The sequence below is a fragment of the Hymenobacter convexus genome, assembly GCF_030580955.1.
In the GTDB taxonomy this organism is placed as follows: Bacteria; Bacteroidota; Bacteroidia; order Cytophagales; family Hymenobacteraceae; genus Hymenobacter.
In genome coordinates this window covers 1-12,681 of record NZ_JAUQON010000010.1, presented here as the reverse complement: position 1 = coordinate 12,681, position 12,681 = coordinate 1, and the positions used below count along the sequence as shown (strand labels likewise).

Sequence of the window (12,681 nt, the reverse complement as noted above, 5' to 3'; positions counted from 1 at the left end):
GCGCCGTACGGTGCTGCCCCTTTTTTGTCAATAGTCACCCGCTTATTTGGGCGCTTTGCCCGCCTCTGGAGCGGGAACATTGGAGTTCACGCCGGCATCGGGGGCGGCGCCGGTATTGAGCAGGTCAATCAGGTTGAGGGGCTCAAACTGGCTCGAATCGGCCGCCACGGTGGTGCGGGTAGTGTCGGGGCGGGCCGAGAAGTGCATGTACTGCTTGGCCGGGCCGTTGAGGGTGAGGCCGTAGGGCAGGTTTTCGCGGTCGTTGGCGGTGATGAGGCCGCGCGTGGCCATGATGTCGGCAATGAGGCGGAAGAAGTAGCGGGTGCTGCGGCGCAGGTCGCCGTAGGCATCGAAGGAATAGCGGGCAAACTTGGGCTTGGGAATGATGCTGGCCAGGTAGAGGCTTTCGGCCAGGTTCAGCTCGTCGGGCCGCTTGCCGTAGTAGAACAGGGCCGCGTCCTTCACGCCGTACACGCCGCGCTTGCCGCTGGGCCAGCGGTACTTGCTCGGGCCCCACTCAATGATGTTGAGGTACACTTCCAGCATGCGCTGCTTGCTGGCCAGGCGCGTGTTTTCGATAAGCCAGACCATGAGGGCTTCCTCGATTTTACGGGCCACGGTTTTCTGCCGGGTCAGAAACACGTTTTTCACCAGCTGCATCGAAATGGTACTGCCGCCCCGGGCAAAGCGCTTTTCCTTGATGTTTTGGATGGCCGACTTCACAAACGCCTTCTCCATGAAGCCGCGGTGCGTGAAAAAGCGCGGGTCCTCGGCCGTGGTGATGGCGTGGATGAGGTAGGGCGATACCTCGTTGTAGGGCACGAAATCGGGGTTGGGCGGGCCCACGGCGAAGGTGCGCACCGAGTCGCCCTTGTCGTTGTACACGGTCTGGAGGAAGGGCGTGTTCAGCTTGTTCAGGTCTTCCTCGCCGAAGTTGGTAAGCCGGAAGTTCTTCCCCTTCAGGCCCGAATCGAACCGCAGGCTGTCCACGTTGGCCATGTCGAGGTCGGCGCTGAGGTGGTAGCTGAGCGTGCCGGTGCCCTGGGTGCCGCGCACCTCGTCAAAAATGCCGGTGGGCAGCGAGGCGAAGAAATCGTTGGCCTCCGTCTCGGCCGACGTCACGTTGATGCGCACCGCCCGGCTGGGCTTCATGCGCACGCTGATTTCGGGGTAGAGCACGATTTTATTGACCGTAATCTGGCTCCCCTTTTCCAGCGCGGCGGTGCCGCGGCCCAGCGTGGCCACAAAGTCGAGGGCGCCGCGCTTCACTTCAATCTCGTTGGCGGCCAGCTTGGGGTGGTAGAGGCTGAAGCCGCGGGCGGCCAGCGAGCCGCGCACCGTGAGCTTGCCGCCGGTGTCGTCGTCGTCAAAATCCTTGCCTGTCAGCTTCACCAGCACCGTGTCGAAGCTCACCAGCGCGCCGAAGCGGCGCGGCACGTAGGGCAGCTGCACCGAGCCGCCCACCCCAAACACCCGCGCCGTGAGGGCGTAGTCGCCCGGCTCGATGTGCCCGCTGATGCCCAGCTCGTTGGCTACCGAATCGAGCGTGGCCGTGAGCCGGCCCGAGATGTCGCCGTCCTGGATTTTCAGCTCCGGCATGCGCAGCAAGGCCGTGTGGCGCGGGCTGGCGTAGTCCACGGTGAAGTTCTGAAAGGTGGCCTCGCCGGGCACGTTGTCGAACACCGTTTCGAGGGCCTGGTTCAGCAGCAGGCCATAGTTGGTGCCCTTGGTGGTGTCGCGCGGTACGGTGCTGGCTTTCTGTTTTTTAATGAGGAAGCCGTAGTTGTCGTTGGTAGCCGTTTTGTGGGGTGTGAGGCGGGCCGTGATGATTTGCAGGTCGCTGAAAACCGGCCGGCCGGCGAAGAGCGAGCGCACGCTCAGGCTGGCCTGCAGGCGGCGGGCGGTGAGGAGCGTATCGGTGGGCGCGGCGTTGGGCACGAGGCTCAGGCCGGCAATCTCGACGGTTTTAAAGCCGGCAAACCGGGCCGGCCCCAGCGTGAGCACCACCGGGTATTTGCGCTCGACTTTGGCTTTAACCTCTTTCAGGGCGTAGTCCAGCAGCTGCTGGCGCTTCCACTGAAACACGGCGAAAGCCACGAGCAGCAATGCCGCCAGGCCGCCCAGGATGCCGAGAAGAAGTCGTTTGGTGGAAGGGGAAATTTGCACGGAACTCAATAAGGTGGGCGGTTTCGCCAACGCCAAAGGTAAGGAAAACGCAGGCGTAGGAGGAATACGGCATTGCCAGCCGAATGACTATATCGGCCTACGCCTACGTTTCCTGGCCAAGGCGCAGCAAAACCGAAAGGTGTAAATGCACGCCGGCCGGCTATCGTTCAATTCGGGTGCATTAGCCCTGCCAGCGTTTACTTACGGGCACCTTTTTCCGATTAGTGCGCCAATTTGGTTCGGCTGCCTTCCCCCGGACCGTACTTTTGCGCCATGCCCAGCCCCCTCACCGCCCTCTCGCCCCTCGACGGGCGCTACGCCCGCGCCACCGCCTCCCTGGCCCCGCGCTTCTCCGAAATGGCCCTGATACGCTACCGCGTGCTGGTCGAAGTCGAGTACTTCATTGCCCTGGCCGAGCTGCCGCTGCCCCAGCTGGCCGGTGTGGCGCAGGAGGCTTTCCCGGCCCTGCGCGGCCTCTACGAGAACTTCACCGAAGCCCACGCCGAAGCCATCAAAGCCCACGAGGCCGTGACCAACCACGACGTGAAAGCCGTGGAATACTGGCTGCGCGACGAGTTCACGAAGCTCGGGCTGGGCGGTTTTATCGAGTTCATTCACTTTGGCCTCACCTCGCAGGACGTCAACAACACGGCCATTCCGCTCAGCTTCCGCGATGCGCTGGTGGGCGAGGTGCTGCCCGCCTACGCCCAGGTGCGCAACGCCCTGGCCGCTCGCGCCCAGGAGTGGGCGCCCGTGCCCATGCTGGCCCGCACCCACGGCCAGCCGGCCTCGCCCACACGGCTGGGCAAGGAAATCGGGGTGTTTGTGGCCCGGCTCGATGCCCAAGTGGCGCTGCTGGCCCAGGTGCCGTTTGGGGCCAAGTTTGGCGGGGCGACAGGCAACTTCAACGCCCATTTCGCCGCCTACCCGGAAATCAGCTGGCACGCCTTCGCCAATACTTTCGTGAACGACCGGCTGGGCCTCAGCCGCTCCTTCCCCACCACCCAGATTGAGCACTACGACCACCTCGCGGCCCATTGCGACGCCCTCAAGCGCCTCAACACCATTTTGATGGACCTGGCCCGCGACGTATGGCAGTACATTTCGCTGGGCTACTTCAAGCAAACCATCAAGGCCGGCGAAGTGGGCTCCTCGGCCATGCCGCACAAGGTGAACCCCATCGATTTCGAGAACGCCGAGGGCAACTTCGGCGTGGCTAATGCCCTATTCGAGCACTTCGCCGCCAAGCTGCCCATTTCCCGCCTCCAGCGCGACCTCACCGACTCCACGGTGCTGCGCAACCTGGGCGTGCCGCTGGGCCACGTTCTCATCGCCCTCGGCGCCCTGCAGCGCGGCCTGGGCAAGCTGGCGCTCGATGATTCAGCCTTGCAAAAAGACCTGGAAGCCAACTGGGCCGTGGTAGCCGAAGGCATCCAGACCATCCTGCGCCGCGAGGCCTACCCCGACCCCTACAACGCCCTCAAAGCCCTCACCCGCACCGGCGAGGCCATTTCGGCCGCCAGCATCGGCACTTTCATCGAAGGGCTGGATGTGGACGACAGCGTGAAAGCGGAGCTGCGCAACATCACGCCGCATAGCTACGTGGGGCGGTAAGACGGCGAAGCGGAGTTTGATGAGTAGTTACTCCTTATAATCGAACCGGCCGTATGTAACTTTGATTGCTTTAGTTGAGTCCTGGACGTTGACCGCAGAAAATTCAAAAGTTCCGGCTGAAATGCCAGCATTTCTGTTGACGTACGTCAGCACCATTTGCCCGGTGTGGCGGGCGTCGGTCACGTAGTATTCGCGGCTATTGCTAAACGAAACGCTACCTTGGCCAAATCGCGGCTGCGCCCCACCCGCGCTTGCCACCGTCCGGTTGAACGGGTAGGTTCCCGCCGCCCGAGCACGGGCATACAGCGTGACGTGCGCGATGCCCCTCGGCGTGCTACAACGCATCGACAGACAATACACGCTGTCGTTGTAGAAGCCCCCGCCCAACGCCGAAATAGGGTTGGAAAGCAGCGTGCCGGACGTACCCGTTGCGATGAACCGCTCGCCATCGACGAGGCAGCCGCCGGTATTGGCACCGGTTTGCGTGGCCGGGGGCAGGCCGGCATCGGGGGCATCTTTCCCGCAAGCTCCTAGCAACAGCAGCGGCAACAGGGCGTAATGGGTTGATTTCATGAACAAAAAAGTGTAGCGCTAAACCTACGCAGCCATGCGGGTGATGGCAACCTAACTTTTCTGTTAATCAGACTTTTGCCAACGGCTTTTTCTACGGCTTGGTGGTGAGGAAATGAGGTGCTATGCATTGCTCAAGCCGCTTTCCCAAGCCCAGGCCGCACGGCTGAAAAGGACATTTAGCGGTTACCAGTTTCTGCACGGCAAGGAGCACGTTCTTAAAGGTGGGGCCGCGCGTCCGGCTTGCACGTGGTGTGGGGTGGCGCTTCGGTCCGGTTGGTGGTTGAGCAAGCCCATGGTTGCCCCGCTTTATGGAACGACCGGGCCGGCGCATTTTCGCCCCGGCCCTACCACCTCCGCGCTCACACCCGCTGTTCATCGCCCATTTGCCGGGAAGATTTTGCCACTTACCTTTGAATAACTTGGCCCGGCGAGTGCCGGCCGCATTCTTTTTTTCCCTTTCTTTTTTTATGATGCTTTCTTTACCCTCGCTTCGTACCGCTACCACGATGCTGGCACTGGTTTCCTTGGCCGCCTGCTCGAAAAAGAGCGAAGACACCCCTACCCCCACTCCCCCTGCTGCCACCACCGGCGTTACCTATACCGTCGATGGCGCGGCTGTCACGGCCACTACGTCGGGTGCCACCGTGGTCGGCAATCAAATTATCGTTTCGGGTGTTAGCGGCACTGGCACGGCCAATAAGGGCGTGCTGCTGACGTTGCCCAAGGCCACGGGCACCTATACCCTGTCGGCCACGTCCAACGAAGACGCTACCTATCTGGCCAGCGGCAACACCAGCGACTTCTACGAGTCTACTTCGGGCAGCATTGTGGTCACCACCTACGCGGCTTCTACTACCACGGGCGCTTCCAACATCGCCGGCACATTCACCTTCACGGGCAAGAATTCCGCGAATGCCACTAAAACGGTTACCAACGGCACGTTCAACGTGAAATACTAGTCCGGATTCGTTTCCGCATTGCCCGGCTGCCGCTACCCAATGGGTAGCGGCAGTTTTTTTATGGATAGCGGACCACGCCACCTGCTATTTTTACCCCTTCATTCGCCCGCTCCTCCCGTGCCCCACCTGCTCGATTCTGTTCTGGTTCACCCCGATTGCCGCCATTTCCGCGGCGACCTCCCCTGCCGCCCCAACAAAACCGAGGGCTACGTGTGCGACGGTTGCCCGGTGTACGCGCCCGTCACCAGCCGGATTCTGATTATCAAGCTCGGGGCCATCGGCGATGTTATCCGGACCACGCCGCTGCTACGGCGCCTGCGCCAGGAGCAGCCCGGCTGCGCCATCACCTGGCTCACGCACACGCCCGCCATCCTGCCCCAGGGCGAGATTGAGGAGATTCTGAAATTCGATTTTGCCAGCGCCCTGCAGTTGCAGGGCCGCGAGTTCGACGTCGTTATCAACCTCGACAAGGAAAAGGAAGCCTGCGTGCTGCTGAACAGCATCACGGCCAAAGAGAAGTTTGGCTACGCCCTGCGCCCCTACGACGGCGTGGCCTGGCCCGTGAACCAACTGGCTGAGCACAAATTCCTCACCGGCGTCTTCGACCAAACCAGCTTAGCCAATACCAAGCCCTACGTGCAGGAAATCTTCGAGCTCTGCGGCTTCGATTTCCGCGGCGAAGAATACGTTTTCGACACCCACCAGGACAAAGGCTACGACTGGAGCGCGCTGCCCGCCGCCCGCCCCCGCATTGGCCTGAACACCGGCTGCGGCGACCGGTGGACCACCCGCCTCTGGAGCACCGAAAAGTGGATTGAACTCATCCATGGCCTGCAAGCCGCTGGCTACACGCCCGTGCTGCTGGGCGGCGAAGCCGAAGACGCCCGCAACCGCGAGCTGCACGTCGCCACCGGCGCCGCCTACCTCGGCACCTTCCCCCTGCCCCGGTTCATCAACCTGATGCACCAGATGGACGGCATCGTGACGCAGGTCACCATGGGCATGCACATCAGCATCGCCCTCGGCAAGCCCACCATCCTGATGAACAACATCTTCAACCCCCACGAATTCGACCTCTACGGCCGCGGCCAAATTGTGCAGCCCAACAAGGAATGCGTGTGCTTCTACCGGGGCACCTGCCGCCTGGGCACTAGCTGCATGGAAGACCTGCCGGCCGCCAAAGTACTGCAAGCCGTGCGCGAAAGCGTGCCGCTCGAAAAACCGGTTGCCTAAGCTTTTTTGCGCGATGCACTGCGCACTGCTAGCAGTTGGGCCTGATAATCGGCCGGCGCGGTGGCGGCAATTAGCTCGGTCAGCGCCGCCAGTGGCAGTTCTTCCGCTTTTTTAAAATTCACGCAGCCTTTGCCCATTTTGAGCTTGGGCGCGGCCGCCGCCAGTCCTTCCTGCAGCGCCGGCTTCAGGTACATGGGCACCACGTGCAGGCTCAGGTGGCCCTTTTGGTTGGCTAATCCAATGTACATATCCGGCCCTGCCCGAAACTCCAGATACTTCGGGCCAAAGTGCTCCGTGTAGCCGGCCGGCATGGCCTGGCGCACCAACTGCCACACCTGACGCACTACCGGCTGGCGCTCAGTGGGCAAAGCGGCCACAAAATCCTCAAAACCCGATACAGGAACAGTACTCATAAGCGGTGCTAACTAATTGCGTTGGCAAATTAGCTAGTCCATCCCGCTTTACCTAACCGGCTGTTGGGGCGGCCACTTCTTTCAGCGCCGCCACCATCAGTGGCCACGAAAACCGTTTTTTCTCCTCGCGCACATGAGCAGAAAACCCAGCCTCGCGCTGGTTTGCATAAAAATCTACTACCGCATCGGCAATGGCTGCTGGTGTTGGCGGCACCACGTAGCCCACTACGCCATTCGGAATTAACTCGGCCAGTCCCCCTACGTCCGTCACCAGCATGGGCCGCTCAAAATGATACGCTATTTGCGACACCCCGCTTTGCGTCGCGTCTTTATAGGGCTGCATAATTAAATCAGCCGCGCAGAAATAATCTACCACCTTTTCGTTTGGAATAAAATCCGTAGCTCGCACGATTCTATTTTCTAATTGATGGCGCCGAATTAATTCCTCGTACGGCGCGGCGTCTTCGTAAAATTCGCCGGCAATAATTAGCTTGATAGGCAGCGCGGCCAGGCGCGTATCGGCAAAGGCTTCAAGTAAAACATCCAGCCCTTTGTAAGCTCTGATAAATCCGAAGAATAATAAATAGCCGGATTCATGCCCCAGTTTCAAGGCGGCCAGGGCTTCACTTTTGGGTTTTACGGGCCCGAAATTGTCGTACAGCGGATGCGGCCGGTACAGAGCCGGCTTGCTGCCAAATCCCATTCCTTTCAAGTCGTTGAGCACGCTGCGGCTCATGGTCACAAACCCATCGCAGGCACTCAGGAAATAGCGCGCCAGCGGCCCATCGCCCGGCCGCTTTTCGTGCGGAATCACGTTGTCGGTAATGGCCACTACCCGCGTGTGCCCATTGCCGCGCACCAGCCGCGCCACCGTCCCCAGCGCCGGCCCCATAAATGGCAGCCAGAAACGAAACACCACTAAATCAGGCCGCTCCGCCCGTAGTTTCCGCCCCACGCGCCACCACGACAACGGGTTCACCGAATTTAAGCTAACCTCAATATCCAAATCAGCCGGCTCCGCCTCGGTGCTAAACTGCGTCTGGCCCGGAAATAAAAAATCCGGGTATTGCAGCGAGAATGTTACGATACGCACCGTGTCGCCGGCTTCCTTAAATGCCCGCGCCAACCGCTCATTGTAAGTCGCCAATCCTCCCCGCAGCGGGTAAGCCGGCCCAATAATTACAACCTTCATCTAATTTGACATTTATCAATTAGCATTCAACAATCACATTAGCGCCCACGGCACATGTTAAATGTTAATTGATAAATGTTAAATGAATTAATTAATAGTTTCCCGCACTAGATAATCGTTTCGACGCGGGCCGTTTAATTGAATCATTTCTCCCAAAAACCCGGATACAAACAACATCACGCCCACGATAACGGCCGTCAGAGCCAGAAAAAACAGCGGCTGTTCCGTCACCTGCCGGGCCTTCAAATTGTGCAGCGACAGCCACACTTTCTCTCCCGTCAGCCACAGCGTAATCAGCAGCCCCACCAAGAAGGAAAGCGTGCCCAATGTCCCAAAAAAGTGCATTGGTGCGCGCCGGAAGCGTCCTACAAAGGTGATGCTCATCAAGTCGAGGAAGCCGAAGATGAAGCGTTCCAACCCAAATTTTGTCACGCCGTACTTCCGTTCCTGGTGCTGCACCACCTTCTCGCCAATCTTGCGAAAGCCGTTCCATTTCGCAATTACCGGAATGTAGCGGTGCATCTCGCCGTACACTTCAATGCTCTTCACCACGCGCGAATCGTAGGACTTCAGCCCGCAGTTGAAGTCATGCAGCTGAATGCCCGACATCAACCGCGTGGCCCCGTTAAACAGCTTGGTCGGAATGGTTTTCGACAACGGGTCGTAGCGCTTCTGTTTCCAGCCGCTAACCAGGTCGTACTTGTCCTCCACTATCATGCGGTACAGTTCCGGCAATTCTTCGGGCGAGTCCTGCAAATCGGCGTCCATGGTGCATACCACCCGCCCCCGCGCCGCCTCAAAGCCCACATTGAGCGCCGCCGATTTGCCGTAGTTCCGGTTGAAACGGATGCCGCGCAGGGTCTCATCAGCCGCCGACAGTTCCTCAATTACCTCCCACGAATTATCCGTCGAGCCGTCGTCAATCAAAATCACTTCGTACGTAAGCCCACGCGCCCGCAATACCTGCGCAATCCAGCGGGTAAGTTCCGGCAACGACTCTGCTTCGTTGAGCAGCGGAATCACGATGGAAATTTCCACCGGGAATTTAGGAGCTGATTTATTCAAACTCTGGTTTGGAGTTTTTAGTAATCGCCGAAACGACCAATGCAATTAAAAAGCCGAACAACAACGAGCCCACCACCCCAAATAATATCATCCAGCCTCCGGAGCTGAATTTTTTCATCATAACGATGGCCTGGTCGATTTGCTCATCGGTCAAGCCACCCTTTTCTTCCATTTTGGCCCGGGTAGTTTCCACAACCCGTGCCATGTAATCGGGGTCGACAAAATTCATATAAACGTAGCTAAATGCCGTGGACAAAGTCCCCGAAATCAAGCTCATGATTGCGCCAATGCCCAAGCCTTCCGAATAATTCATGAAGCCTTGGTTGCCCTGCTTATAAGCGTTGTGCGCCAACACCATTCCGCCAACCAAAATGGCCAGGCTCAGCCATCTAACCGGTGATTGGTCGGCATGCGTGACGAACAGAATAAAGGAAAAGATGATGCTCAGCAAGCCCGTGAGCACGCCGTAGCGCACTGCTACCGACGTCGTTGTAACCGAAGTAGTATTTGTTTCCATTTCGAAAAATTGAAGTGAGCCGAAAGGTAATCAGAATTATTCGCGCAAGAATATCCCCGCCGGTACCGCCAACAACAACCCCAGCACCATCACCTGCAGAAAATTGCTGCTCGCCATGCCACCCACCGCCAGGCCATCTACTTGCTTTAATTGCTGCTCCCGCACGGCCACCGACACGCCCTGCTTCGCGGCTTCGCGCTGCTGCGCCTGCACAATTTCTTTCACCTCGGCCCGATGACGGGCCACGGCCGTTTCGCCTGCCCCGACCGCCAGGCCCAGCACGCCAACTGCCGAAACCACCGCCGCCAGCAATACTGTCAACGCTCCCACGCCTAGGGAGCGGCCCAGGCCCGGCTTTGCTGGCTTCAACTGCCGCCGCAGCTGCCATTCGCTGGCCACCGCCACCAGCGGCACCAGCAGTTGCGCCAGCAGTTGCTTAGGCCCAAATCCGTTGTTGTCAGTCAGTTGCAACCCCACCATCCACAGCACGCAAACCAACCCCACGCCCACACCAAATTTGAGCGCAAGCTGCGTCACCACCCGCGCTGACGAGTCGGTTCGCGTAGTAAGGGGGGCACCGGAAGAATCTACCATAAGCCACTTGTAAGTTTAGGCCGCAAGTTACGCCCCAGGCTTGCGTTGGCCCCGGCTTCCGCTCTAAACTGCCACTCCACCTACCGCACTGCCTTGTCCAGCCGCTGCTGACCGGCGCCCAAAACGGACTAACAGCGCTTCCACCAACAGAAAGACCAGCGCGGCCGCCAGGAAGTAACGCCACAGTGGCGTACCCGTTTGCTCGGCACTATCCGCTGCCAGTCCCGCCCCATCGGCTCCGCCTTCCACCACTCGCACATTAGGATGGCTGCTACCTAGCAGTTGCCGCAAATCATCGGCCGAATAAGCATCCAGCTCCGACTCGCGCTTGTTCGCATTAAAGGCCAGCGTCGTCAACAGCCGCTCCCCTTGGCGTACCTGATAAAAGCCCGGTACATTCATTGCCTCGGGCAGCGCCAAATGCACCTCCGACCCCGCTACTCGTTGCGCTGGAATCAGCGTTAAACTATCCTTCACCATTCGAAACGCCGCCTCGTCGCTACGTCCTGCAGTGGAGGCAACATTAGCAGCAGGTGGCAGCTTCAGAGTCACCGCCCCTTGGTCGAGGCGATAAGCTGGCAATTGCTCGTTCCGGTAGCTCAGCATCGCCATCCGATACATTACGGGCACAAACAAAGCGTGCTCAACGAAATCCGAATAGGCGACGGCAAACGGCGCTGAAAAAACGTACACGCGCCCCGTTCCGCTGGCAAAGCTTGCTAAATAGCTTTCGCCGTCCCGCAACCGCATAATATCCGTTCCGGTCCGCGACCAGCGCAGTACTGGTGCCACGCGTGGCATCGTCACCGCCCGCTGCTGGGCCCCAAATACATCTCGAAAAAACGGCTCCTGCGTACTGGGCATGTCCACCTCGCGTAGTTCAGGGTTAGGCGCGTTTTCTTCCCATTGCACAGTTCCCAAACCTAATGTTTTAAACAAAAGGTCATAAGAAGCACGCGCACTACCGGCCGCCGATGGTACAATCACAATACTAGCGCCACGCCCCACCGCCGACACCAATGCCTCGCGTAAGCCAGCATCCACGCGCTGTACTCCGCTCACCAGTATCAAATTAGCTTGCTTCAGCAAGCCAAAATCCACGTTCCCATTTTTTGCAAAAGAATAGGCAAACAAGGGCTCGTTTCCATACAGTTGTTGCGTCACCGGTTCATCTCCAATTTCCAGAACTCGAATAGCCGCCGCCGGCTGCAATGTAAAATAGTAGGTGTTATCGAACGTTACCGGCCGGTCTTCTAGTATCACCTGGCCCTCCACCATCGCATTGTTGTCAAGTCGTACTTGCGCCACCGTTGTCATCGCTTTGCCAGCAGCCACACTCACCCGAAAAGCAACCGCCTGTCTAGTAGCCAGAAGCACCTTTATCTGACAATCCACGGCATCCGCCTGCCCCCCGTTCCGCACCCGGATATGTAATCCAATATTGGTATGTAGCCGCACGAAAGCATCATCCAACCACACACTATCTACATAAATATTCGCTGTTTGTTTGCCTTTTAGCGGCACCAAAACAACCTGTCTGTTACTGCCAAACTTATCGAGCAGTTTGGCCGAAAAGAAGCTTTTCTGAAAATCAGAGAACAAATAAAACGGAGCATTCCCATCAACTATGTCACCTCTGAAAACGCCATTTCCCTCCTCAAGCTTTAATTTTTCTAACCCATTCTCGTACTCAGCATAGCTGCCTGCTTTCTTTCCAACATTAAGCAACCGTAAACTTATTGACCTATTTCCCCGCCCCAACAATCCCGCTTGCGCAGTCGCTTCTTGTAGCAAGTTGTCTCCCGTTATCGTTCGCACCTGCATGCTGTTACTATTATCCACCCACACATCCATAGCACTGCTTTTTGCCAAAAGCTTAGTCTCCTTTTCAGCTGGAATAAATGGCTGGCAAAAAACAAATACTAATGCAACAATTGCCAACCCTCTAGCTAGCAAAATGAGCCATTGCTGAATTTGCCGATGACGTACAGTCACCATCTCCACCTCCCGAATAAACGCAGTATTTGTAAACAGCACTCGTTGTGGCCGACGCAGCTGCAGTAAATGAATCACAACAGGAACAGCAACCGCAAAAAGGCCCAGCAAAAACCATGGATAAGTCAATTGCATATATTTCCTTTCTTATACATTGACTAATCAATCATTTTGACAACACACGTAAGCACAAATTAGGGCTTAATATACTTATAAGCCATCATTCCTACAGCTAGTTTAATTAAATAATTTCAAAATGGCATAGATATTTAAAATCGTTTAAAAAGCAAAAATCCCTTCGGGCTGCTGGCGAAAGCATCCTGAAGGGATTTCCTGTTGATAAGGTTGGCGGCGACCGAC

General features: G+C 57.9%; 11 protein-coding genes. 3 read left to right on the top strand and 8 right to left on the bottom strand.

Going from position 1 to position 12,681, the window contains the following annotated elements; genetic code table 11:
- Window positions 1–42: 42 nt before the first annotated feature.
- Window positions 43–2,166: a transglycosylase domain-containing protein gene (locus Q4S41_RS19155; RefSeq protein ID WP_305032739.1), complete on the bottom strand. Its 2,124-nt coding sequence runs from the start codon at window positions 2,164–2,166 to the stop codon at window positions 43–45.
- Window positions 2,167–2,439: 273 nt separating this feature from the next.
- Here Q4S41_RS19155 and purB point away from each other — a divergent pair, with 273 nt between their 5' ends.
- Window positions 2,440–3,780 carry an adenylosuccinate lyase gene (gene purB / locus Q4S41_RS19150; protein ID WP_305032738.1) on the top strand — a complete coding sequence of 447 codons (1,341 nt, stop codon included), beginning with the start codon at window positions 2,440–2,442 and terminating at the stop codon, window positions 3,778–3,780.
- Between the two features lie 27 nt (window positions 3,781–3,807).
- Here purB and Q4S41_RS19145 read toward each other — a convergent pair whose 3' ends face one another.
- Entirely contained in the window at window positions 3,808–4,353 is a 546-nt protein-coding gene (locus tag Q4S41_RS19145) for a hypothetical protein (protein ID WP_305032737.1), read from the bottom strand.
- A gap of 467 nt (window positions 4,354–4,820) precedes the next feature.
- Here Q4S41_RS19145 and Q4S41_RS19140 point away from each other — a divergent pair, with 467 nt between their 5' ends.
- Together Q4S41_RS19140 and Q4S41_RS19135 are read left to right on the top strand one after the other, a co-directional pair.
- Entirely contained in the window at window positions 4,821–5,312 is a 492-nt protein-coding gene (locus Q4S41_RS19140; protein ID WP_305032736.1) for a DUF6252 family protein, read from the top strand.
- A gap of 117 nt (window positions 5,313–5,429) precedes the next feature.
- On the top strand, window positions 5,430–6,545 hold the full coding sequence (locus Q4S41_RS19135) for a glycosyltransferase family 9 protein (RefSeq protein ID WP_305032735.1): 1,116 nt from the start codon (window positions 5,430–5,432) through the stop codon (window positions 6,543–6,545).
- Here the strand turns inward: Q4S41_RS19135 and Q4S41_RS19130 are convergent.
- From Q4S41_RS19130 to Q4S41_RS19105, 6 genes are all read right to left on the bottom strand, one after another.
- Window positions 6,542–6,958, bottom strand: coding sequence for a DUF1801 domain-containing protein (locus Q4S41_RS19130; RefSeq protein WP_305032734.1), 417 nt, complete (start codon window positions 6,956–6,958; stop codon window positions 6,542–6,544). The two genes, Q4S41_RS19135 and Q4S41_RS19130, sit on opposite strands and share 4 nt — an antisense overlap.
- A 52-nt stretch (window positions 6,959–7,010) precedes the next feature.
- Window positions 7,011–8,150: a glycosyltransferase gene (locus Q4S41_RS19125; RefSeq protein WP_305032733.1), complete on the bottom strand. Its 1,140-nt coding sequence runs from the start codon at window positions 8,148–8,150 to the stop codon at window positions 7,011–7,013.
- Window positions 8,151–8,237: 87 nt separating this feature from the next.
- Complete coding sequence (locus Q4S41_RS19120; protein WP_305032732.1) at window positions 8,238–9,188, bottom strand: glycosyltransferase family 2 protein; 951 nt, start codon at window positions 9,186–9,188, stop codon at window positions 8,238–8,240.
- A 19-nt stretch (window positions 9,189–9,207) separates the two neighbouring features.
- On the bottom strand, window positions 9,208–9,732 hold the full coding sequence (locus Q4S41_RS19115) for a DUF4199 domain-containing protein (protein ID WP_305032731.1): 525 nt from the start codon (window positions 9,730–9,732) through the stop codon (window positions 9,208–9,210).
- Window positions 9,733–9,768: 36 nt separating this feature from the next.
- Window positions 9,769–10,326, bottom strand: a complete 558-nt coding sequence (locus Q4S41_RS19110) for a DUF4199 domain-containing protein (protein ID WP_305032730.1) — start codon at window positions 10,324–10,326, stop codon at window positions 9,769–9,771.
- A 63-nt stretch (window positions 10,327–10,389) separates the two neighbouring features.
- Complete coding sequence (locus Q4S41_RS19105) at window positions 10,390–12,456, bottom strand: BatA domain-containing protein (protein WP_305032729.1); 2,067 nt, start codon at window positions 12,454–12,456, stop codon at window positions 10,390–10,392.
- Window positions 12,457–12,681 lie beyond the last annotated feature (225 nt).

Coding starts and splice junctions, on each gene's coding strand:
- Q4S41_RS19105 (WP_305032729.1), bottom strand. CDS start 12,456: ATGCAATTGACTTATCCATGGTTTTTGCTGGGCCTTTTTGCGGTTGCT.
- Q4S41_RS19115 (WP_305032731.1), bottom strand. CDS start 9,732: ATGGAAACAAATACTACTTCGGTTACAACGACGTCGGTAGCAGTGCGC.
- Q4S41_RS19140 (WP_305032736.1), top strand. CDS start 4,821: ATGATGCTTTCTTTACCCTCGCTTCGTACCGCTACCACGATGCTGGCA.
- Q4S41_RS19145 (WP_305032737.1), bottom strand. CDS start 4,353: ATGAAATCAACCCATTACGCCCTGTTGCCGCTGCTGTTGCTAGGAGCT.
- Q4S41_RS19110 (WP_305032730.1), bottom strand. CDS start 10,326: ATGGTAGATTCTTCCGGTGCCCCCCTTACTACGCGAACCGACTCGTCA.
- purB (WP_305032738.1), top strand. CDS start 2,440: ATGCCCAGCCCCCTCACCGCCCTCTCGCCCCTCGACGGGCGCTACGCC.
- Q4S41_RS19130 (WP_305032734.1), bottom strand. CDS start 6,958: ATGAGTACTGTTCCTGTATCGGGTTTTGAGGATTTTGTGGCCGCTTTG.
- Q4S41_RS19125 (WP_305032733.1), bottom strand. CDS start 8,150: ATGAAGGTTGTAATTATTGGGCCGGCTTACCCGCTGCGGGGAGGATTG.